The organism is Nonomuraea fastidiosa (assembly GCF_042751225.1).
In the GTDB taxonomy this organism is placed as follows: Bacteria; Actinomycetota; Actinomycetes; order Streptosporangiales; family Streptosporangiaceae; genus Nonomuraea; species Nonomuraea fastidiosa.
Genome location: NZ_CP170570.1, coordinates 660069 through 681764, shown reverse-complemented (window position 1 = coordinate 681764; position 21696 = coordinate 660069). Strand labels below are relative to the sequence as shown.

The following is a 21696-nucleotide window of genomic DNA, read 5'->3' as shown; positions in this document are numbered from 1 at the left end:
GTCAGAGCGCGAGGACCGCTCCGGCGGTGGCGCGCATGTAGCAGCCGTTGACGAAGACCTTGCCCCAGCGGACGTCCTTGCCGTACCACTTGCCGACGATCACGGCCGCGTGCGGCTGGACCTCGTGCGTGCAGGTGGGGTTGGGCTTGACGTTCAGCTTGTTCGGGTCGCCGCCGGCCTTCTGGAGCAGGCGGCAGGCGGCCCGAGCGTTGGGGTGGGTGCCGCCGGTGGGCGCGCAGTTGAGGTAGGCCGACTTGGCGCTGCCGCCCTTGACCCCGTAGACGACCTTGAGACGAGCCTTGGGGGCTGCCGCGGCCAGCACCGGGGAGGACGACGTGGCCAGGAGGGCGGCGCAGAGCATGAGGGTGCCTGCTGCTCTCATCATGGTTACTCTCCGTTCGTAGGACGGCACCAAACGCTACGACGGAAAGGGTGAAGAGGAGAGGAGGTCCGCGTACGGACCTCCTCAAGGACGGTTAAAACTCAGGCTTGCCGAGGTTTCGGCACGGAGGCCACGCCGGGCGGCAGGAAGCGCGGCGTGGCGAAGCCGGTCCTGTCGAGGTACGGCGTGATCCCGCCGAGGTGGAACGGCCAGCCCGCGCCGAGGATCATGCACAGGTCGATGTCCTGCGGTGCGGCGACCACGCCTTCGTCCAGCATGATGCGGATCTCCTCGGCCAGCGCCTTCAGCACCCGCTCGCGCACCTGCTCGGCCGTGGAGGGCGAGGTGCCGCCGGAGAACAGCGCGACCGCCTCGGGGTCGAGCGTGAGGTCCGGCCGGTAGACACCGGGCTTGCCGGACTCGACGAGCTTGGCGAGGTTCTCCGAGACGCCGAAGCGGCCGGGGAACGCCTCGTGCAGCGTCTCGGCCACGTGCAGGCCCACGGCGGGGCCGACGAGCTGCAACAGCGCGAACGGCGTCATCGGCAGCCCCAGGCCGTCGAGCGCGTGCTCGGCCGTCTCCAGCGGCGTGCCCTCGTCCACGGCCGCGACGACCTCGCCCATGAAGCGGGTGAGCAGCCGGTTGACCACGAACGCGGGCGCGTCCTTGACCAGCACCGACGACTTCTTCAGCGTCTTGCCCACGGAGAACGCGGTGGCCAGCGTGGCGTCGTCGGTGGCCGCGCCCCTGATGATCTCCAGCAGCGGCATGACGGCGACCGGGTTGAAGAAGTGGAAGCCGACCAGCCGCTCCGGGTGCTTCAGGTCGGCGCCCATGGCGGTCAGCGACAGCGACGAGGTGTTGGTGGCCAGCACGCACTCGGCCGAGACGACCTCCTCGACCTCGGCGAACACCTGCTTCTTGACCGCCAGATCCTCGAAGACGGCCTCGATGACGAAGTCGGCGTCGGCGAAGGCGTCCTTCGTCAGCGAGCCGGTGACCAGCGACTTGATGCGGTTGGCCTGGTCGGGCGAGAGACGGCCCTTGGCGAGCAGCTTGTCCACCTCGCCGTGCACGTACCCCACGCCCTTGTCGAGGCGGGCCTGGTCGAGGTCGGTCAGCACGACCGGAACCTCCAGGCGGCGGGCGAACAGCAGCGCCATCTGCGAGGCCATCAGGCCCGCGCCCACCACGCCGACCTTGGTGACCTTGCGGGCCAGCGACGGGTCGGGCGCGCCCGCGGGCCGCTTGGCGCGGCGCTGCACCAGGTCGAAGGAGTAGAGCCCGGCCCGCAGCTCGTCGCTCATGAGCAGGTCGGCCAGCGCCTCGTCCTCGGCGGCGAAGCCTTCGTCCCTGGAGGCGGTCTCGGCCAGCGCGATCAGGTCGAGCGCCCGGTACGGGGCGGGCGAGGCGCCCCGCAGCTTCATGTCCACCAGGAAGCGCGCGTCGGCCACGGCCTTCTCCCAGCCCTCGTGGGCCGGCCGCTCCACCGTCACCTCGCCCTTGACGACCCTGGCGGCCCAGCGCAGCGACTCCTCCAGGAAGTCGGCGGGCTCGAACATGGCGTCGGCGACGCCCAGCTCGTACGCCTCCTTGCCCTTGATCATGCGGTTGTTGGAGAGCGGGTTCTCGATGATGAGCTTGACCGCCTTCTCCGGCCCGATGAGGCGCGGCAGGAGCTGCGTGCCGCCCCAGCCCGGCACCAGCCCGAGGAAGCACTCCGGCAGCGCCACCGCGGTCACCCCGGAGGAGATCGTCCGGTACGTGCAGTGCAGCGCGATCTCCAGGCCGCCGCCCATGGCCGCGCCGTTGACGAACGCGAACGACGGGATGCCCAGCTCGCCGAGCCGGCGGAACACGTAGTGGCCGAGCGCGCCGATGGCCTGCGCCTCCTCGCGGGTGGCCAGCGCGGCCGCGCCCTTGAGGTCGGCGCCGACGGCGAAGATGAACGGCTTGCCGGTCACGCCGACGGCCGCGAGGTCGGTGCGCTGGGCGATCTCCGACAGGGCGCCGTTGAGCGCGAACAGGCCGTGCGGGCCGAAGGTGTTGGGCTTGGTGTGGTCGAAGCCGTTGTCCAGGGTGATGAGCGCCATCGTGCCCGCGCCGTACGGCAGCTGCACGTCGCGTACCAGCGCCTTGGTGACCACTTCGTCGGTGTTGCGCTCGCTCAGCAGCGACCGCCAGGTCTCGAACTCGCTCATGCCAGGTTCTCCCAGATCACGGTGCCGCCCATGCCCATGCCGACGCACATGGTGGTGATGCCGTAACGCACGTCGGGACGCTCGCCGAACTGCCGGGCGAGCTGCGTCATCAGCCGCACGCCCGAGGAGGCGAGCGGGTGTCCGTAGGCGATCGCGCCGCCGTACGGGTTGACGCGGGGGTCGTCGTCGGCGATGCCGAAGTGCTCCAGGAAGGCCAGCACCTGCACGGCGAACGCCTCGTTGATCTCGAACAGCCCGATGTCGGAGATGTCGAGCCCGGCCAGGCGCAGCGCCCGCTCCGTGGACGGAATCGGCCCCACGCCCATGACCTCGGGGTCCACGCCCGCGAACGCGTACGACACCAGCCGCATCTTCGCGGTCAGGCCCAGCTCCTCCGCGACCTCGCGGGCGGCCACCACGCACCCGGTGGCGCCGTCGTTGATGCCCGAGGAGTTGCCCGCCGTGACGCGGCCGTGCGGCCTGAACGGCGTCTTGAGCCCGCTCAGGCCCTCCATGGTCGTGCCCGGCCTGGGCGCCTCGTCCTCGACGGCCAGGCCCCAGCCCTTCTCGGCGGTCCTGATCGCCATCGGCACGAGGTCGGGCTGGATCTTGCCGTCGGCGTACGCCTTGGCCGCCCGCTCCTGCGACAGCACCGCGAAGGCGTCGGCGCGCTCCTTGGTGATGGAGGGGTAGCGGTCGTGCAGGTTCTCCGCGGTCATGCCCATGACCAGCGCGCTCGGGTCGACCAGCCGCTCCGACAGGAAGCGCGGGTTGGGGTCGACGCCCTCGCCCATCGGGTGGCGGCCCATGTGCTCGACGCCGCCGGCGATCGCCACGTCGTACGCGCCGAACGCGATGCCGCCGGCGACCGTGGTCACGGCGGTCATCGCGCCCGCGCACATGCGGTCGATCGCGTAGCCGGGCACGCTCTTGGGCAGCCCGGCCAGCACGGCGGCGGCGCGGCCGATGGTCAGGCCCTGGTCGCCGGTCTGGGTGGTCGCGGCGATGGCGACCTCGTCGACGCGCTCGGGCGGCAGGGCGGGGTTGCGGCGCATGAGTTCGCGGATGACGCGGACGACCAGGTCGTCCGCGCGGGTCTCCGCGTACAGCCCTTTCGGCCCGGACTTGCCGAAAGGTGTGCGCACGCCGTCGACGAACACGACGTCACGAGAGGAAGGCACGGATTCGCTCCTCGTAGTCAGCTGAGGTTCCGTGCCCAATGCTACTCGTCAGTAACTACTCCGCAGACGAGGGCGGCGGTGAGCAGGCCGTAGACGATGCCGGTCGCCGGCTCCCATAGGTGGGCGCGGGCGCCGAGCAGGGCGGCGATGGCCACGGCCGCGCCGGTCCACAGCAGCGCGCTTTCGCGCCTGCGCATCCCGCGGCCGGGGTCCCAGGGGTCGCCCGGCGCGCCGCCGCCGGAGCGCAGGGCGCGGGTCACGGTCACCGCGACGTCGCGGCCCCACCACAGCAGGAACAGCACGCCGGCGGCGACGGCGATCGGTGCGGTCGCCTCGATGACGGCGTTCAGGGTGTCGGCCACGCCGTACTGGGCGGCCTGGCCGAACAGTCGCGGAACGGTCCAGCCGAGTAACAGCGTCACCGCCCAGCAGCCGGCGACCGCGAGCCTGGCCAGGGCCCGGGTGCGGCCGGAGAATGCGGTGGCGTACAGCTCGCGCTCACGGTCGCGGACGCGGCGGGCGCGGGCGCCCCAGACGTACTGGGTGATCGCCATGGCGGGCAGGGCGGCGGTGAAGACCGCCAGCGACAGCACCGCGAGCGGGAGCGTCTGCTCCCTCGTCGCGGCCCTGTCGGCGAGCAACTGCGCGGTGGTCAGCAGCGCGATCGAGGCGGTGAGCGCCACGAGGGCGCCGCGCCTTGCGGACCTGGCCTGGGCGCGCAGCCCGGCCAGCTCCTGGGCGCCGGGAGGAGGAGCCATCTCGGTCAGAAGCATGACGTCATGATGGCGTCACCCTGTGTGGTCACGCCCGGTGTTCGCGCGCTTTGGATGGAGCCCACGCTCGGGTAAGGCAGGAGTGCCCCTGAGGGCACCCTCCGGCCGGTGCTTCCTTACGAACCTTGACGTGATGACAGGAGTCATCCTCGTAGAGCGTCGTTTATGACTATGCTTCGCGATCATGGCGCGAGGGGTGAACCGCATGAGGGAACGGCACGACGAAGCGGTTCTGGGCCGGCGCGTCGCTCCACGGTCACCGTCTCGCGAGCCGTCGCCCCCGCAGCGGCCGCGCGAGAGGCCGCGGGAGGAGCCGCGTGACGATCCGCATCCGCGGTCCGGTGGCAGGGGCGGGTCGCGGTCCGGCAGGAGCCGCCTCACGCTGGGCGGCTGGATCAGCGTGGGGCTGACGGTCGTGCTGGTGGGCGTCACGCTCGGCGGTTACGCCTACTACCGCTATCTCGACAGCGGCATCGATCGCCAGCCGTTCAACGTGGGCGCGAGCCGTCCGCCCGAGACCGGCGCGCTCAACGTGCTGCTGGTGGGCTCCGACTCGCGGGCGGGCGACAACAAGAAGTACGGCCCGAAGTCGCAGCACCTCGGCGAGCGCACCGACACGATCATGCTGCTGCACATCTCCCCGAACCGGGACAACGCCACCATGATCAGTTTCCCGCGCGACTCGATGGTGCCGATCCCGGAGTGCACGGGCCGCAACGGCCAGGTGGTGCCCGCAGGGCTCCGGCAGATCAACTCCGCCTTCAACGACGGCGGCATCGAGTGCACGGCCAAGACGCTCGAGTCCCTCACCAACATCAAGATCAACCACTTCGTGAAGGTGGACTTCACCGGCTTCAAGGGCATCGTCGACGCCCTCGGCGGCATCGAGATCTGCCTTCCCAAGCCGGTCAACGACCCCAAGGCCAAGCTGGTGCTCAGCGCCGGCAAGCACGTGGTGAAGGGCGAGCAGGCGCTGGGGTACGTACGGACCCGCTACGCGCTCGGCGACGGCAGCGACCTGGGCCGCATCCAGCGGCAGCAGGTCTTCCTCACCCAGGTCATGAAGAAGGTCACCGACGGCGGCCTGCTGACCAACCCCGGCAAGCTCAACGCCTTCCTGCACGCCGCCACCCAGTCGGTGACCGTGGACGAGGGGCTCACGCTCGAACGCATGCTGGAGATCGCCAACAGCGTGCGCGGCATGACGGCCAAGGAGCTCAAGGGCATCACGGTGCCGGTGGAGCCGTACCCGCCGGACAAGAACCGCGTGCAGTTCGCCCAGCCGGCCGCCCGCGACTTCTTCGAGAACGTGCGCAACGACGTCGAGGTCACCAAGTCGCCCACGCCCGGCAAGTCCACCGCGCCCGCGGTCAAGCGCGAGCAGGTGCGGCTGCAGGTGCTCAACGCCTCCGGCGAGGAGGGCAGGGCCGTGCAGGTGGCCGACGCGCTCGCCGCCCAGGGGTTCGTGGTGACGCAGGTCGGCAACGCCGCCCCCGCCGACGTCACGACCATCCGGTACGCCAAGAAGGACGCCAAGGACGGCCCCGCCTACGGCGACGCGGTGGCCGCCCGGCTGTCGAAGGAGAAGCGCACTCCCATCGAGGGCAAGGTCAAGGCGCTGGTCTCGCAGCCGTACACGCTGAAGAGCCCGCCCGCCCAGATGCCCAAGGGCCCGATCATCCAGCTCGTCATCGGCAAGGACTGGCCGGGCGTGCGGGTCCTGTCGGCGATCCCCGACTCGCTCAAGGACAAGGTGGTCGACACCAGCACCAATCCCTGTCTTTGACCAGGTCAGCGGCGCTGGATGCATCTGGAGATCAGGTGGTCGTACCCGGGCGGTGTGACGCTGAAACACCTTTGGGGCGAAAGTTACGGGGGTAGTTTCAGCGAAACAAGTGAAATTTCCGGACAAGTAGTGGTAGGAAGGGGCGCGGTCCGTATACGCACTAGAGAGGTTCCACCGTGGCGCGCGACGATAACGACAGGCCATACGACGACGGGCAAGGTAGGTCGTTGAACCCGGAGCTGATGACGGGTGACGTGCTGTCTCCGCGGTGGAGCACCGAAGACACCGACGAGCAGCCCGCGATCCAGGTCAGCGGCAACGAGACCTACATCATGCCGGACAGGGGCGGGCGTGACGTGCTCGACGACCCCGCGCCGCCGCGCGATGTGCTCGACGACCCCGTGCGGCCGCACGACGTGCTCGACGACCCGCACGACGTGCTCGGCGGGCGCGAGCCCTCCGCGTCCCATGACGTGCTGGGCGGCTACGACCAGGGCTATGACCATGGCTACGACCAGGACGCGCGCGAGTACGGCGCGCGCGACCTGAGCGGTCGCGGCGTGGACGACGTGCTCGGCGCGCGCGAGTACGGCGGATCGAACGGGCCGCACGACCTGCCCGCCGACGACTACAGCGGGCCCCACGCGCTCGACGACTACAGCGGGCCGCATCGGGTGGACGACTACAGCGGGCCGCACCGGATCGATGACTACAGCGGGCCGCATCGCACGGATGACTACAGCGGGCCGCACCCGATCGAGGACGACAACGCGTACCTGCCGCTCGACCGCGGCTACGACCCGAGCCGTGACGACGACCTGGACGACGACCGGCCCAAGCGCGGCTTCCTCGGCTCCGGCTGGACCGACGACAGCGACGACGACCGTGACGACCGCGGCTCCCGCGGCTCGCGCGACTACGACGGGCGCGGCGGCGACGGCGAGGGCGAGGTGCGCCGCCGTACCAGGATGCTGCTCGTGGCGGCGGCCGCTGTGGTGCTGGTCGGCGTCGGTGTCGGCTGGATGCTCACCGGCACGTCCTCCGACGACCCCTGCGCGGGCGCCCAGTGTGCGAGCGCCGGCGAGGTGTCCTCCCCGTCCGACGAGGCCGTTCCCGAGGAAGAGGAGGAGGCACCGGTCGAGGACGAGGAGGCCGAGCCTGCGGACGAGGCCACCGACGACACGGCCGACGACTCGACCGCCACCACCAACACCAACAACACCGACACCACCGGCAACCGGCCGAACCGGCCCACCGCGACCACCCCGGCCGAGCCCGTGCAGCAGCAGCCGCGCCAGCGGCCGACCCGCGAGCCCTCGGCCGAGCCGTCGACCCGGCAGCCGCAGCGCCAGGAGCAGAACACCCCGGAGCGGAGCGAGCGCTCCGACCAGGAGACCGAGCGTCAGGCGAACAACGACCAGCCGAAGGACGTCGACGACTCCAACACCAACAGGAACGACACCGGCTCGCAGGAGAGCACGCAGGAGACGGACACCGGTAACCCGGCGGAGTCGGCCACCGAGGCCCCGGTCCAGGAGGACAGGGGCGGCGGCTTCCTCGACATCCTGTTCCCCTGGCTCTGACCGGTTTCCCCTGGCTCTGACCGGTTTCCCCTGGCTCTGACCGGCGCGGGCTCCCGACGGTCGCGGGGCCGGGGCCGGTCGGCCTCCCGGTGTGGTAGATCGTGTTCCCGGTAGGGCATTCTGTTGCCGCCGGGCGTGGACATGGCAGGATGCGGGTCCAGGCGCCGGCGGCAGCTGTGGAAACCGCTTTCCGGGAGGTCTCGTGGTCACGCTTGAGGACGTCGCCAGGCAGGCGGGCGTCTCGCTCGCGACCGCCTCGCGGGTGCTCAACGGCAGCACCCGCCAGGTGGGCGCGACACTCCGGGCACGCGTCGAGCGGGCCGCGGACGAGCTCGGCTACCGGGCCAACATCGCCGCCCAGACGCTCGCCAGGGGGGCGAGCAACGTCATCGGCATCGTCGTACACGACCTGACCGACCCCTACTTCGCCGCCCTGGCCGACGGCGCTATGCGGGCGGCGGCCACCCACGGACTGCTGGTCATGGTCGGCACCACGCACCGCGACCCCGAGCAGGAGATCGCCTACGTCTCCACGCTCAATGCCCAGCGGGTGCGCGCGGTGCTGCTGGCCGGCTCCCGGGTCGCCGACCCCGCCGTCACCGGCAGGCTCCGCGATGAGCTGGCCCGCTACCAGGCGGGCGGCGGCCGGGCGGCGTGCGTCGGCCAGGACCTCCTGGGCGTCGACACCGTCGCGCCCGCCAACCGTCGCGGCGCCGCCGCGCTGGCCAAGGCGCTCGCGGAGCTCGGCCACACCAGGTTCGCGGTGCTGGCGGGGCCGCCGCATCTGGTGACCGCCGCCGACCGCAGCGCCGGTTTCGCCGCGGCGCTCGCCGAGCTGGGCCTGCCGGAGCCGCAGATCATCCACGGGCCCTTCGACCGCGACGGCGGATACGCGGCGGCCCAGCAGGTCCGCGACGCCACCTGCGTGTTCGCGGTCAACGACGTGATGGCGGTGGGCGCGCTCGCCGCCTACAGGGAGCGCGGTGTGCGGGTGCCCGACGACGTGTCGGTGGCCGGGTTCGACGACATCGTCACCCTGCGCGATCACGTGCCCGCGCTGACCACCGTACGGCTGCCGCTGCAGGACATGGGAGCGCGCGCGCTCGAGCTCGCGCTGAACGAGACCGACCAGGTGGTGGTCGAGGAGGTCGCAGGCGAGGTCGTGCTCCGCGAGAGCGTCAGGAGGATCGCGTGAGGCTGGCGGTCAGCACGCTGGGCATGCCCGGCGAGGACCTGGACCGGGCGATCGAGATCGCGACCGGTCACGGGTGCCAGGGGCTCGAACTGCGGCTGCATCCGGACACCGGGGTGCACGCCGGGCTGGACGAGCGGGAGCGGGCCTCCGTACGGGAGCGGATCGAGGCGGCCGGGCTGGAGATCTCCGCCCTTGCCGGATATGTCGGCATCTGCGAGCCGGGGTCCGACGAGCCGGTGATCGAGGCGCTCATCGCCGACCTGCGCCTCGCCGCCGACCTCGGCGCGCCCGGCGTCCGCGTCTTCCCGCGCGGCGGCGACCCGTCCGTGGGCGCGCGCCGGCTCAAGGCGGTCTCCGGTACGGCCGCCGACCTCGGCCGCCGCGTGCTGGTCGAGACGCACGACGAGATGGCGACCGGCGCCGCCGTGGCCGCTTTGCTCGCCGAGGCCGACTGCCCCGGCACGACCGGCGCGATCTGGGACCTGCTGCACCCGTGGCGGCACGGCGAGCCGCCCGCCCGTACGCTCGCCGAGCTGCGGCCGTACCTCGGCTACGTTCAGGTCAAGGACGCGGTCTCCGCGCAGGACACCACCCCCGTGCCCATGGGCAGCGGCACGGTGCCGCTGGAGGAGTCGGGCGAACTGCTGCGCGCGGCCGGCTGACGACGGGTGGGTGTCGCTGGAGTGGGAGCGCACCTGGTACCCGCAGGTGCCGCCGGTCGAGGAGATCCTCCCGGGCGCAGCCGGCTGGGTCCGCCGCTTCTCCGCCTGACCCCGCACCTCTCCGTCTGACCTCGGACGTCTCTCCGCCTGACCCCGCACGTCTCCTTCCGCCCTCTGGCGTCTGCGGTCTCTTCGCGCCCTGCTGGCATTCGCGCGTCTCTTGGCGTTGCCGTCCGATGCTCGTCGGTCTTCTCGCGTTGCCGTCCGTCGCTCGTCGGTCTTCTCGCGTTGCCGTCCGATGCTCGCCGGCCTCCTCGCGCCGCCGCCTGGCGCTGCCTTTGCCGCCGTCCGGTGCCCTCCGCGTTTCTTCCGCGCTGAGCGTGCTCGCGTGCCGGGCCTGCCCCGGCCGCTCGTGCGGGCCGCGCGTGTCGCCTTCCGGCTTCGAGGGGCGTGACGAGTCGCGTGCGCTGGACGCTCGTGCGGGCCGCGCGTGTCATGCCCGCCCGTGTAGTCCGCCGGTTCGTGCGCCTTGCCTGTTCGGGCGCTGCCCTGCCGAGGCGCCGATCGTCCGAGTGTCGACCTGTCCGGGGTGCCCGGCCTGTCCGGGGTGTCGGCCCGTTCGGGGTGCCGGCCCGTTCGGGGTGCCGGCCTGTCCGGGGTGCCCGGCCTGTCCGGGGTGTCGGCTCGTCCGGGGTGCCCGGCCTGTCCGAGGTGTCGGCCCGTCCGGACGCCGGCCTGTTCGGGGCGGGGCTCATTCGCGCGTCTTGTGTGACTCTCTGGTGTGCTTGCGCGGGCGAGGGCGTTCACCGACATCCGCTGATTTCTCCGGCGGGGCGGTGGTGTTGAGTTGGGGGCATGTCCCCTTCCCAGAACAAGGTGCTCGTCGTCGGCATGGACGGGCTCCGCTTCGATCGGCTGGTCGCGCTGGACGCCCCCGTCCTGGCCGGCCTGATGTCCACCGGCGCGTACGGCACCAGCAAGCTGCCGTACGGCGAGGCCGGCACACCGCGTACGGGGTCGCCCGGCGAGGTCGTCCCCAAGAGCCCCGAGCCCGGAGACTGCGACCGGGTGATCAGGTCGCGTACGGACTCGGGTCCGGGCTGGTCGTCGATCGCCACCGGCGTCTGGCCGGACAAGCACGGCGTCGTGGACAACGCGTTCACCGACCCGCGTTTCCTGAAATATCCGGACTTCTTGACGCGGGCCGCGACGGCCGATCCCGGCCTGGACACCGCCGCCTTCTTCTCCTGGGCCGCGCTCGCCGAGCACGGCGCGTTCGGCCCCGCCATCGGCCACCGCTTCGTGCTCGACGGCTACGCCATCGGCTGGGCGAACGCCGACGCCCAGGTCACGGCGGCGGCCGAGAGCTACGTGACCGGCAACAGCCCTGACGCCGTCTTCGTCTACCTGGGCGACACCGACGAGGTGGCCCACGCGCTCGGCCCTCACCGCCCCGAGTACGCCGCCGCGCTGCGCACCCAGGACGCCCAGCTCGGCCGCCTGCTCGACGCCGTACGCGCCCGCCCCTCCTTCTCCCGGGAGAGCTGGACGGTGCTGGTCACCACCGACCACGGCCACGTGGACGCGGGCGGCCACGGCGGCGTCTCCGACGAGGAGCGCACGGTCTTCGTGATCCTCAACCGCCTGGGCGACGACCTGGGCGGGCGCTCCCTGGAGGCGCCCCGGCTGGTGGACGTCGCCCCCACGGCGCTGGCCGCGCTCGGCGTGGCCGTGGACCCGGCCTGGAACCTGGACGGGGTGCCGCTGGAGATCTGATTCATCGTGTGTTGAATTCTTGCCGGGGAAGCGCCACACTGAGGGCGAGACGCCGAACGGCAGGGGAAACACGCGATGAAGACCATCCTGAGCTTCGCCGAGATCGATGCGGGGATGCTCGCCGAGGTGGGCGGCAAGGCGGCCAACCTCGGTGAGCTGACCAGGGCGGGCCTGCCGGTGCCGCCCGGGTGGGTGCTCACCACGGAGGCGTACCGCCAGGTCGCGGCGGGGCTCGACACGAGCGGCCCGCAGGTGGCGGAGCGGGCCAGGAAGCACCTGCTCGACGCGCCGATGCCGGACGAGGTGCGCGAGGCGATCGTGGAGGCGTACCGGGGGCTCGGCGACGGGGTGCCGGTCGCGGTGCGCTCGTCGGCCACCGCCGAGGACCTGCCGTTCGCCAGCTTCGCGGGCCAGCAGGACACGTTCCTCAACGTGGTGGGGGAGGAGGCCGTGTTAACGGCCGTACGCCGCTGCTGGGCCTCGCTATGGACCGATCGCGCGGTCGCCTACCGCGAGTCCAACGGCATCGGCCACGCCGCCGTACGCCTCGCCGTGGTCGTGCAGGAGATGGTGGACGCCCGCACGGCGGGCGTGATGTTCACCGCCAACCCCGTCACCGGCAGGCGGCGCGAGATCGTCATCGACGCGAGCCCCGGCCTGGGCGAGGCGGTGGTCTCCGGTGCCGTCAACCCCGACCGGTTCCGCTTCCGCGACGGCCGGGTCATCGAGCGCCGCGCCGGGGACAAGCCGCTGGCGATCAGGCCGCTGCCCGGCGGCGGCACCGAGCGCGTCGAGCAGCCGCACGACGGGCTCTGCCTGACCGACGACGAGGTACGCCGCCTGGCCGGCCTCGGCGCCCGCGTCGAGGAGCACTACGGCGCGCCCCAGGACACCGAATGGGCCATCGACGCCGCCGGAACGCTCTGGCTCACCCAGGCACGGCCCATCACGACGCTCTATCCGCTGCCCGAGACCACCCGGCCGGGTCTGCGGGTGTACTTCTCGGTCAACGTCGCGCAGGGCGTCATGGGGCCGCTGACGCCCATGGGCGTGGCCGCGTTCCGGATGATCAGCGCGGGCGGGGCCGGGCTCGCCGGGCACGCGCCCGCAGACCCGTACGACGGCGCGGGGTTCCTGGCCGAGTCGGGGCACCGGATCTGGCTCGACATCACCGCCGCCGTGCGCAACCGCGCCGGCCGCGCCCTCCTGCCGCGCGTGCTGACGTTGGGCGAGGCCAGGGCCGTGCCCCTCGTACGCGGCCTGTTCGAGGACCCGCGGCTCGCCCCCGCGTCCCGCTCGCTGCGCCCGTTCCTGCGCGGCGCGCTGCGCTTCGCCCGCAACGTGCGGGTGCCCGAGCGCGTGCTCGTGGCGCTCACCAGCCCGCGCAGGGCGCTCGCGCACACCGTCCGGCTCGGGGCCGAGCTGGACCGGCGGCTGCGCGTGCCCGAGTCCGCCACCCCCGCCCAGCGGCTCGACCACGCCGAACGCGTGCTCGCCGGGACGTTCCCGCTGATCATCCGGATCATGCCGACCGCGATCACCGGCTACGCCCTCTACGCGCTGTCCTCGAGGCTGTCGGGCGTGCCGATCGACGAGATGAGCGACGTCCTGCGCAGCGTCCCGCACAACCCGACCACCGAGATGGACATCGAGCTGTGGCACCTCGCCACCCGCGTCGAGCCCGAGCCGTTCCGCGAGCTGCCGGTCTCCGAGCTGGTCGCCCGCTACCAGGCCGGAGAGCTGCCGCCGGTCGCCCAGCGCAAGATCACCGCGTTCCTCGCCAGATACGGACACCGCGGGGTGGCCGAGATCGACGCCGGAGTGCCGCGCTGGTCGGAGGAGCCCGGCCACATCCTCGGCGTGCTCGCCAACTACCTGCGCATGGACGGCGGGCTCACCCCGGCCGAGCTGTTCGAGAAGGGCGCGCGGCAGGCAGGGAAGACGATCGGCGAGCTCGCCGCGCGGGCCGGGCGGCGCGCGCGGTGGCGGGCCCCCGTCGTGCGGTGGGCGCTGGGACGCACCCGGCAGTACGCGGGGCTGCGCGAGCTGCCCAAGTTCTACCTGGTCAAGACGCTCGCGGCGGTCCGCCGCAGCCTGCTGGTGGTGGGGGAGCACCTTGTGGAGCAGGGCGTGATCGACCGCGCCGGCGACGTCTTCTTCCTCGACCTGCGCGAGGCCAGGGCCGCGCTGCGCGGCGGCGACCTGCGCACGCTGGTGGCCGGGCGGCGGGCGACGTACGAGCGGGAGCGGCGCCGCAGGCACGTGCCCAGGCTGCTGCTGTCCGACGGCACGGAACCCGAGGCGGCATTCGAGGCGGAAGCCACCGAAGGAGCCGCGGACGGGGCCGCGCTCACCGGCACGCCCGCCTCGCCCGGCACGATCACAGGCGTCGCCCGCGTCGTGCTCGACCCGCACGGCGCGCACCTGGAGCCGGGCGAGATCCTCGTCTGCCCGTCCACCGACCCGGGCTGGACACCGCTGTTCCTCACGGCGGGCGGGCTGGTGATGGAGATGGGCGGCGCGATGTCGCACGGCGCGGTGGTGGCCAGGGAGTACGGCATCCCCGCCGTCGTCGGCGTCCCCGAGGCCACCCAGCGCATCGGCACCGGCGAGCGGATCACCGTGAACGGCGCCGCCGGCACGATCACCCCCGCCTGACCGCCGCCAGGCGAGGGATCTCACCCTCAGGCCGGCACGACCTGCTCGAAGCGGGCCTTCATGGTGGCCACCACCTCGTCGGGATCGGCGGCCCAGATGTCGGCGTTGAAGATCTCGACCTCGACGTCGCCCGCGTACCCGGCGGCCTGGACGGCGCGCGTGATCGGCGGGAAGTCGATCACGCCGTCGCCCATCATGCCCCGCCCGAGCAGCACGTCCTCGGGCAGCGGGTGCAGGTAGTCGCACACCTGGTAGCTCGCGATCCTGCTGCCCGCCCGCGCGATGTCCTCCGCCAGGCGCGGGTCCCACCACACGTGGAAGGTGTCCACGACCACACCGACCTGCTCCTCGGGGTAGGGCAGGCTCAGCTCCAGCGCCTGGCCGAGCGTGGACAGCACCGCCCGGTCGGGGCAGTAGATCGGGTGCAGCGGCTCCAGCGCCAGCTTGACGCCGCGCTCGCCGGCGTACGGGGCCAGCTCGGCCAGCGCCTCGGCCACGCGTTCGCGCGCGCCCGCGAGGTCGCGGGTGAAGCCGTCGTCCGGCAGCGCCTCGCCGGGCTTGACGCCGGGCAGGCCGCCCACCACCATCACCAGGCAGGCCGCCTCCAGCTCGGCGGCCTCGTCGATGGCCCGCCGGTTGTCGTCGAGCGCGCGGGCGAACGCCTTGCGGCCCTCCTCGCCCGGCAGCCCGCCCGCGGTCAGGAAACCGCCCCGGCACAGCGACGACACGCGCAGCCCGGCCGCGCGCACCAGCTTGACGCTCTCCGCGAGGCCCTGCTCGGCGACCTTCTCCCGCCACAGCCCGATGGCCTCAAGGCCGTGGCGGACGCAGCCGTCCACCGCCTCGGCCACCGACCAGCGCCGGGTCGTCCACTGGTTCAGCGACAGGCTCATGCGGCCTCCGTCCCCGCTCACAGACCGTTCACCGCCAGCAGCGCCTGCATCCTGCGCACGGCGAGCTCCTGGTCCGCGAGCAGACCCGCCTGGTCGGCCAGCCGGAACACCTCCGACAGGTGCAGCAGCGAACGCGCCGACTGCGCGCCGTTCACCATCGCGAACGCGTCCTGATGGCCGTTCAGCCAGGCCAGGAAGACGATGCCGGTCTTGTAGTGATACGTCGGCGCTTCGAAGATCTTGCGCGACAGGGTGACCGTCGGGGCGAGGATCTCGTCGTACCGGGTGAGCAGCCGCTCCCGCTCCGCCTCGTCGGTGGCCGACTCTGCGGCGTCCAGCACCCGCAGCGCCGCCGCGGCGGCCGGGGCGATCGCGTCGAAGATGCCGAGCAGCGCGTGGGAGCCGCTCTTGATCAGCGACGGGTAGTTGAAGTCGTCGCCGGTGTAGAGCTTGACGCCCTCGGGCAGCGCGGCGCGCAGCCGCACCTCGTGCTCCTCGTCAAGCAGCGACACCTTCACGCCGTCCACCTGCGCGGCGTGCGCGTGGATCAGCTCGAGGAACGACTCCGTGGCCGCGTCGATGTCGCGCGAACCCCAGTAGCCCGCCAGGTTCGGGTCGAACATCTCGCCCAGCCAGTGCAGGATCACCGGGCGGTCGGCCAGGCCGAACAGCTTCCCGTACACCCGGTGGTAGTCCTGCGGGCCCGTGGCGACCGCGGCGAGCTGGCGCGAGGCCATGATGATCACGCCCGCGCCCGCCGACTGCACGGTCTCGATCTGCTCGGCGTACGCGGCGGTGATCGCGTCCAGGTCGGCGGCCTGCGGCGCGTGGTCGGTGCCCGCACCGCAGGAGACCAGCGTGGCCGGGTCGCCGAACGCGCGGGCCTCGGCGGCGCTGCGCGTGATGAGCTGCTGGGTCGCCGCCCAGTCGAGGCCCATGTTGCGCTGCGCGGTGTCCATGGCGTCGGCCACCCGCAGCCCGTGCGACCACAGGTGGCGGCGGAAGCGCAGCGTCGCGTCCCAGTCGACGGCGGCGGGGGAGCCCGGCGTGTTGTCGCCGAGCGGGTCGGCGACGACGTGCGCGGCGGCGTACGCGATGCGCCCGCTCGCCGGCGTGGCCTCCACCGGCCAGCTCGCAGGCTCCCGCAGCGGATACGACCCGAATCCGGGCAGTTCGATCCTCACAGCTCCGGCACCTCGATCCTGCGGCCCTCGGCGTTCGAACGCAGCCCCAGCTCGGCGAGCTGCACGCCCCTGGCGCCCGAGGCGAAGTCGTTCGGGAACGGCGCGTCCTCCAGCACGTGCCGGATGAAGTTCTCCCACTGCACCTTGAAGCCGTTGTCGAACTCGGCGTTGTCCGGCACCTCCTGCCAGTCGTCGCGGAAGCGCGCGGTGGCGGGCAGGTCGGGGTTCCAGACCGGCTTCGGCGTCACCGAACGGTGCTGGACGCGGCACTTGCGCAGGCCCGCGACCGCGCTGCCGTGCGTGCCGTCCACCTGGAACTCCACCAGCTCGTCGCGGTTCACCCTGACCGCCCAGGAGGAGTTGATCTGCGCGATGATGCCGCCTTCGAGCTCGAAGATCCCGTACGCGGCGTCGTCGGCGGTCGCCTGGTAGGTGTTGCCCTGCTCGTCCACCCGCGACGGGATGTGCGTGACGGCCTTGGCGTAGACCGACTGCACCCGGCCGAACAGGTTCTCCATCACGTAGTGCCAGTGCGGGAACATGTCGAGCACGATGCCGCCGCCGTCCTCGGCGCGGTAGTTCCACGACGGGCGCTGCGCCTCCTGCCAGTCACCCTCGAACACCCAGTAGCCGAACTCGCCCCGCACCGACAGGATGCGGCCGAAGAAGCCGCCGTCGATGAGCCGCTTCAGCTTGAGCAGGCCCGGCAGGAACAGCTTGTCCTGCACGACGCCGTTCTTGACGCCCTTGGCCGCCGCGGCCTCGGCCAGCGCGATCGCCTCCTGGGTCGACTCGGCGGTGGGCTTCTCGGCGTAGATGTGCTTGCCGGCCTCGATGGCCTTCAGCACGGCCTTGACCCGGGCGCTGGTGACCTGGGCGTCGAAGTAGATGAGGTTGGCGTCGTCGGAGAGGGCGGCGTCGAGATCGGTGGTGAAAGCCGAAATTTCGTGCTTCTTAGCGATATCTGCAAGCTTGTCGGCGTTACGGCCGACCAGGACGGGCTTGAGAGTCACCCTGGAGCCGTCCGAGAGCGCGACGCCGCCCTGCTCGTTGATGGCCAGAACGGAACGGACCAAGTGCTGGCGGTAACCCATCCGTCCGGTGACGCCGTTCATCACGACGCCGATCGTGCGCACGCTCATGAGGATCCCTTCAGGCACAACCAGTGGAAAGCGCTTTCCCGAACGGTAAGGCCCGCCTGCCAAGGGCGTCAAGAGCCCCACCCGCCCGCGGCCTGCGGCGAGCGCCCCTGACCCGGCACTCAGTCCCACCCGCCAGGCTCCGGCCGCCCTGCGGCGAGCGCCCTTGACCCTGGCACTCAGCCCCACTCGCCAGGCTCCGGCCGCCCTGCGGCGAATGGCCCCTGACCGGGCGCTCAGCGCCATCCGGTCAGGGCGCGGACGGCGGCCACGGCGGGCTCACGTCACGAGCGGCATCGCCCGCTTCGCGCACGGGCCGGGTCGTGGCGGGCTCGTTCTTTGGCTCGACGTCCGCCCGCTGCTCGCCTGACTGTGGCGGGGCGTCGCCCGCTCACGCGCACGGACGGGGACCGTGGCGTCAGGGGCGGGGCCGTGGGTGTTGCGGCCGGCCTGCGGGTTCGCTTGGTCAGCCGGCTTCAAGGCGGCGGCGGGTGGGCGGTTCCCGGGTGGACGGCCACCCGGGAACCGCCGCATTACGACTCGCCCTGTGTCTCCAGGCGGGCCAGTGCCTTGGCGATGGGGTGGGCGGCGAGGGCGAGCTGCCACTCGCGGGCGCCGAGCTTGCGCAGCCGGGCGGTCACGGTCTCGTCCGTGATCTCCTCGGGCGGCTCCCAGGTGAGCCTGCGCACGGCGTCGGGCTGCAGCAGGTTCTCCGCCGGCATGTGGTGCTCGTCGGCCAGCGCGGCGACCACGGCCCTGGCGGCGGCGAGCCGCTTGGCGGCGGCCGGGTCGCGGTCGGCCCAGCGGTTGGGCGGCGGCGGGCCGTCGCCGGGGGTGCTGGGTTGGGGAAGCTGGCTGTCGGGCAGCTCGCGGGCGCGGGCGACGGCGGCGAGCCAGTCGTTGATGTGACGACGGGCGCTTCGCCCGGTGAATGCCGAAATTTCGGTCAATGCCTTCTTGGTGCGCGGCCCTTCCAGCGCCGCCGTCACGATCGCCGCGTCGGGCAGCACCCGGCCGGGCGCCAGGTCAGCCTCGCGGGCGATGCGGTCGCGCATGTTCCACAGCTCCCGCACGATCGCCAGCGCGCGCACGTTCCGTACCTTGTGGATGCCGGACGTGCGCCGCCACGGGTCGGGACGCGGCGCCGGCGGCGGGGTGTTGAGCACGGCCTCGAACTCCTCGCGCGCCCACTCCAGCTTCCCGGCATCGGCGAGCTCCTGATACAGCGCGTCGCGCAGCTCGACCAGGACCTCCACGTCGAGCGCGGCGTAGCGCAGCCAGTCCAGCGGCAGCGGCCTGGTGGACCAGTCGGCCGCCGAATGACCTTTCTCCAGGCGCAGGCCGAGCACGGTCTCCACCATCGTGCCCAGGCCCACCCGCTCGTAGCCGAGCAGGCCGGCCAGCTCGGTGTCGAACATCTGCCGCGGCTTGAACCCGATCTCCATCAGGCACGGCAGGTCCTGGGACGCGGCGTGCAGCACGATCTCGGCCTCGGCCAGGGCCTCGTCGAGCGAGGACAGGTCGGGGCAGCCGATCGGGTCGATCAGCGCGGTGCCCGCGCCCGCCCTGCGCAACTGCACGAGGTAGGCGCGGTTGCCGTAGCGGTAGCCCGAGGCGCGCTCGGCGTCGACGGCGACGGGGCCGCTGCCCGCCGCGAACCTCGCCACGACCTCGGCCAGCCCGGCCGCGTCGGCGACGACGGGAGGGATGCCTTCGCGTGGCTCCAGCAGCGGCTCCACGGTGCGTTCTTCTGTCATGAGTTCACCGACCTCATGACGCAGGTGCTGTCTTGACTGGTGCCCTCACTTCGTTCGGTCACTCTCCGGATCATCACGTCGACGGGGCAGGGCGGCCACGTCGGGCGGAAGGGGCGGAATGCCCGCGGCCAGGCACATCAGATCACACCAAGCGGCGACATGGCCGGACAGATCCTCCTGAGCGGGGGACCAGGAGGCCCGCAACTCCAGCTCGGTCGTGACCGGATCGTCGGCCTTGTTGCCGAACCCCTCCGACACGGCTCTTGTCACGGTACCGCCGGCGGCGGAGTAGTCGGCTTGGTGGGCCTCGAGGGCCTCGGTCAGCCAGCTCCAGGCCACGGGGCCGAGCAGCGGATCGGAGGTGATCTCCGGCTCCATGTCGGCCCTGACGTAGGCAACCAGCCGGAACGGGCCCTCCCAGCCGCGCTGGCCGTCGGGATCATAGAGCAGGATCAGCCGGCCCACCGCCAGCTCGTCGTCGCCGCGGTAGACCGACGCGCCGATGGCGGCCGAGTAGGGGGCCAGCCGCTGGGGGGCGGGCAGGTCCTCAAGCTCGATCTCCTGCCGTACCTCGGTCAGCCGCATGCTCTCCGCGGCCCGCGTGAACGCGGCGGGAGGCGGCGGCTGGTCACCGAGCGTCATAGCCGAAGCGTAGGCCGAAGTCGGACGAAAGGGGACCACGGGGGTGCTCATCCTTCGTGATCAAGCCGCTGCCGTAACCAGCTGGCGAACCGGACGGGTGGCCTCGGCGGCGCCGGACATCAGGGCGTGACCGCAGTCGACACAGGCCCACTCGGGGCACAGGCCCGGCTCGTGCCCGTCGGCGCACGGCGGCTGCTCGAACGGCCGCTCACCGTCGCAGGACGGGCAGCGCACACTGCGGCGCTCTGGGGAACTCCACAACGCGGTCATCGCACGAGTCATCGAACCGGGGCCTTTCTTCGGGTCGTGGCTCCGACGTTGGCACGAGCCGCTGACAATTCCCCGCAACGCGCTCGGCGTGTCCCGAAAGTGGTCGATGAATCGGTGCCGCGCGGTGGCTTGGGGAACTTTTGGCCCAGTCGAGACCGGCTCTCTGGGCGGGCATGGGGTGTGTTGGACCCGTGCGGGACGCCGATGCCGAGCAGACCGGTAAACCTTCATCTGGCTATCTGATCATGATTTGGGGTGTCCAATGCATGTTTTTCCGACACCTCGCACCCGTGTCCTGACCGCGCCCCGCCCATGGCACCCTGGTGAGGTGAACCTCGCCGACTCAGCCTTCCTGCGCGCCTGCCGCCGCCAGCCCGTCCCGCACACCCCCGTCTGGTACATGCGCCAGGCCGGCCGTTCGCTGCCGGAATACCTGAAGGTCCGCGAGGGCGTGCCCATGCTGACCGCCTGCTCGACGCCCGACCTCATCGTCGAGATCACCATGCAGCCCGTCCGCCGCTACGGCGTCGACGCGGCCATCTTCTTCAGCGACATCGTCGTACCGCTCAAGGCCATCGGCGTCGACCTCGACATCAAGCCCGGCGTCGGCCCCGTCGTCGCCGAGCCCATCCGCGACGCCAAGGGCCTCGACGCGCTGCGTCCCCTCGAGCCCGGCGACGTCCCCTACATCACCGAGGCCGTCAAGGCGCTCACCGCCGAGCTCGGCGACACCCCGCTCATCGGCTTCGCCGGCGCGCCCTTCACCCTCGGCTCCTACCTCATCGAAGGCGGCCCGTCGAAGAACCACGACCGCACCAAGGCCATGATGTACGGCGCGCCCGAGCTGTGGCACGCGCTCATGGAGAAGCTGTCCGACATCGTGCTGCAGCACCTGCGCATCCAGATCGCCGCAGGGGCCTCCGCCGTGCAGCTCTTCGACTCGTGGGTCGGCGCCGTCGCGCCCGACGACTACCGCGAGTTCATCCTGCCCCACACCCGGCGCATCTTCGAAGGCGTCGCCGGCGTGCCCCGCATCCACTTCGGCGTCGGCACCGGCGAACTGCTCGGCGTGCTCGGCGAGGCCGGAGCCGACGTCGTCGGCGTCGACTGGCGCGTCCCTCTCGACGAGGCCGCCCGCCGCATCGGCCCCGGCAAGGCGCTCCAGGGCAACCTCGACCCCGCCATCCTCCTCGCCCCCTGGGAGGTCGTCGAGCGCAAGGCCCGCGAGGTGCTGCGGCGCGGCGAGGCCGCCGAAGGCCATGTGTTCAACCTCGGCCACGGCGTGCTCCCCAACACCGACCCCGACCAGCTCAAGCGCCTCACCGACCTCGTCCACGAGCACACCCGCTGACGGGTTCTCTTTCGCCGCATCCGAGCGCGCCTCCGGTCCGGACCTGGCCCTCTGCTTGGCGTCGCCGTTGTTCGGCTGAACGAGGGTTCATTTCTCCGCGTCTCGTGCCTCCGCTCAGGCCCGGGCCCTCCGCTCGGTCTCGCCGTTGTTCGTGCGCGAGGGTTCGTGCTCGGGGGGTCGGTGTGCGGGCGCGGGCGGTCCGGCCGCTCCAACGCGGCCTCGCCGTGCCGTGCGTGAGTGCTCGTGTGCGTGCGCGGCCGGTC

The 21696-nt window shown here is 72.1% G+C and carries 16 protein-coding genes; 7 read left to right on the top strand and 9 right to left on the bottom strand.

Features of this window, described 5'->3' with window-relative positions; genetic code table 11:
- Position 1: 1 nt before the first annotated feature.
- From ACFMQL_RS03060 to ACFMQL_RS03045, 4 genes are all read right to left on the bottom strand, one after another.
- Positions 2 to 385, bottom strand: coding sequence for an SSI family serine proteinase inhibitor (locus ACFMQL_RS03060; RefSeq protein ID WP_364067349.1), 384 nt, complete (start codon positions 383 to 385; stop codon positions 2 to 4).
- Positions 386 to 483: 98 nt separating this feature from the next.
- The gene (locus tag ACFMQL_RS03055) at positions 484 to 2583 is read right to left on the bottom strand and encodes a 3-hydroxyacyl-CoA dehydrogenase NAD-binding domain-containing protein (protein WP_378784484.1); all 2100 of its coding nucleotides are present in this window, start codon (positions 2581 to 2583) and stop codon (positions 484 to 486) included.
- A complete protein-coding gene (locus tag ACFMQL_RS03050) occupies positions 2580 to 3743 on the bottom strand; it encodes a thiolase family protein (RefSeq protein WP_364067694.1) in 1164 nt (387 codons plus the stop codon). Before ACFMQL_RS03050 ends, ACFMQL_RS03055 begins: the two co-directional genes overlap by 4 nt.
- A 62-nt stretch (positions 3744 to 3805) precedes the next feature.
- The gene (locus ACFMQL_RS03045; protein WP_364067351.1) at positions 3806 to 4537 is read right to left on the bottom strand and encodes a hypothetical protein; all 732 of its coding nucleotides are present in this window, start codon (positions 4535 to 4537) and stop codon (positions 3806 to 3808) included.
- A 400-nt stretch (positions 4538 to 4937) separates the two neighbouring features.
- Here ACFMQL_RS03045 and ACFMQL_RS03040 point away from each other — a divergent pair, with 400 nt between their 5' ends.
- The 6 genes from ACFMQL_RS03040 to ACFMQL_RS03015 all read left to right on the top strand — a co-directional run bounded on the left by ACFMQL_RS03040 (position 4938) and on the right by ACFMQL_RS03015 (position 14197).
- A complete protein-coding gene (locus ACFMQL_RS03040; protein WP_378784482.1) occupies positions 4938 to 6323 on the top strand; it encodes an LCP family protein in 1386 nt (461 codons plus the stop codon).
- Positions 6324 to 6550: 227 nt separating this feature from the next.
- Entirely contained in the window at positions 6551 to 7906 is a 1356-nt protein-coding gene (locus tag ACFMQL_RS03035) for a hypothetical protein (RefSeq protein WP_378784480.1), read from the top strand.
- A gap of 202 nt (positions 7907 to 8108) precedes the next feature.
- Positions 8109 to 9101, top strand: coding sequence for a LacI family DNA-binding transcriptional regulator (locus tag ACFMQL_RS03030; protein ID WP_378784478.1), 993 nt, complete (start codon positions 8109 to 8111; stop codon positions 9099 to 9101).
- Complete coding sequence (locus ACFMQL_RS03025) at positions 9098 to 9763, top strand: sugar phosphate isomerase/epimerase family protein (RefSeq protein WP_378784477.1); 666 nt, start codon at positions 9098 to 9100, stop codon at positions 9761 to 9763. Before ACFMQL_RS03030 ends, ACFMQL_RS03025 begins: the two co-directional genes overlap by 4 nt.
- An 855-nt stretch (positions 9764 to 10618) precedes the next feature.
- A complete protein-coding gene (locus tag ACFMQL_RS03020; RefSeq protein ID WP_364067361.1) occupies positions 10619 to 11539 on the top strand; it encodes an alkaline phosphatase family protein in 921 nt (306 codons plus the stop codon).
- Between the two features lie 75 nt (positions 11540 to 11614).
- Positions 11615 to 14197, top strand: a complete 2583-nt coding sequence (locus ACFMQL_RS03015) for a PEP/pyruvate-binding domain-containing protein (RefSeq protein WP_378784474.1) — start codon at positions 11615 to 11617, stop codon at positions 14195 to 14197.
- 26 nt (positions 14198 to 14223) lie between these two features.
- On the opposite strand, the gene ACFMQL_RS03010 is transcribed toward ACFMQL_RS03015, so the two are convergent.
- The 5 genes from ACFMQL_RS03010 to ACFMQL_RS02990 all read right to left on the bottom strand — a co-directional run bounded on the left by ACFMQL_RS03010 (position 14224) and on the right by ACFMQL_RS02990 (position 19812).
- Complete coding sequence (locus ACFMQL_RS03010) at positions 14224 to 15090, bottom strand: sugar phosphate isomerase/epimerase family protein (protein WP_378784472.1); 867 nt, start codon at positions 15088 to 15090, stop codon at positions 14224 to 14226.
- A gap of 17 nt (positions 15091 to 15107) precedes the next feature.
- On the bottom strand, positions 15108 to 16274 hold the full coding sequence (locus ACFMQL_RS03005) for a dihydrodipicolinate synthase family protein (protein WP_364067367.1): 1167 nt from the start codon (positions 16272 to 16274) through the stop codon (positions 15108 to 15110).
- Positions 16271 to 17416, bottom strand: a complete 1146-nt coding sequence (locus tag ACFMQL_RS03000; RefSeq protein ID WP_378784471.1) for a Gfo/Idh/MocA family protein — start codon at positions 17414 to 17416, stop codon at positions 16271 to 16273. The genes ACFMQL_RS03005 and ACFMQL_RS03000 overlap by 4 nt, the downstream gene beginning before the upstream one ends.
- A gap of 530 nt (positions 17417 to 17946) precedes the next feature.
- Positions 17947 to 19170: an HRDC domain-containing protein gene (locus tag ACFMQL_RS02995; RefSeq protein ID WP_378784469.1), complete on the bottom strand. Its 1224-nt coding sequence runs from the start codon at positions 19168 to 19170 to the stop codon at positions 17947 to 17949.
- Between the two features lie 45 nt (positions 19171 to 19215).
- The gene (locus ACFMQL_RS02990; RefSeq protein ID WP_378784467.1) at positions 19216 to 19812 is read right to left on the bottom strand and encodes a DUF3000 domain-containing protein; all 597 of its coding nucleotides are present in this window, start codon (positions 19810 to 19812) and stop codon (positions 19216 to 19218) included.
- Between the two features lie 598 nt (positions 19813 to 20410).
- On the opposite strand from ACFMQL_RS02990, the gene hemE reads away from it, so the two are divergent.
- Positions 20411 to 21433, top strand: coding sequence for a uroporphyrinogen decarboxylase (hemE, locus tag ACFMQL_RS02985; RefSeq protein ID WP_364067375.1), 1023 nt, complete (start codon positions 20411 to 20413; stop codon positions 21431 to 21433).
- Positions 21434 to 21696: the final 263 nt, after the last annotated feature.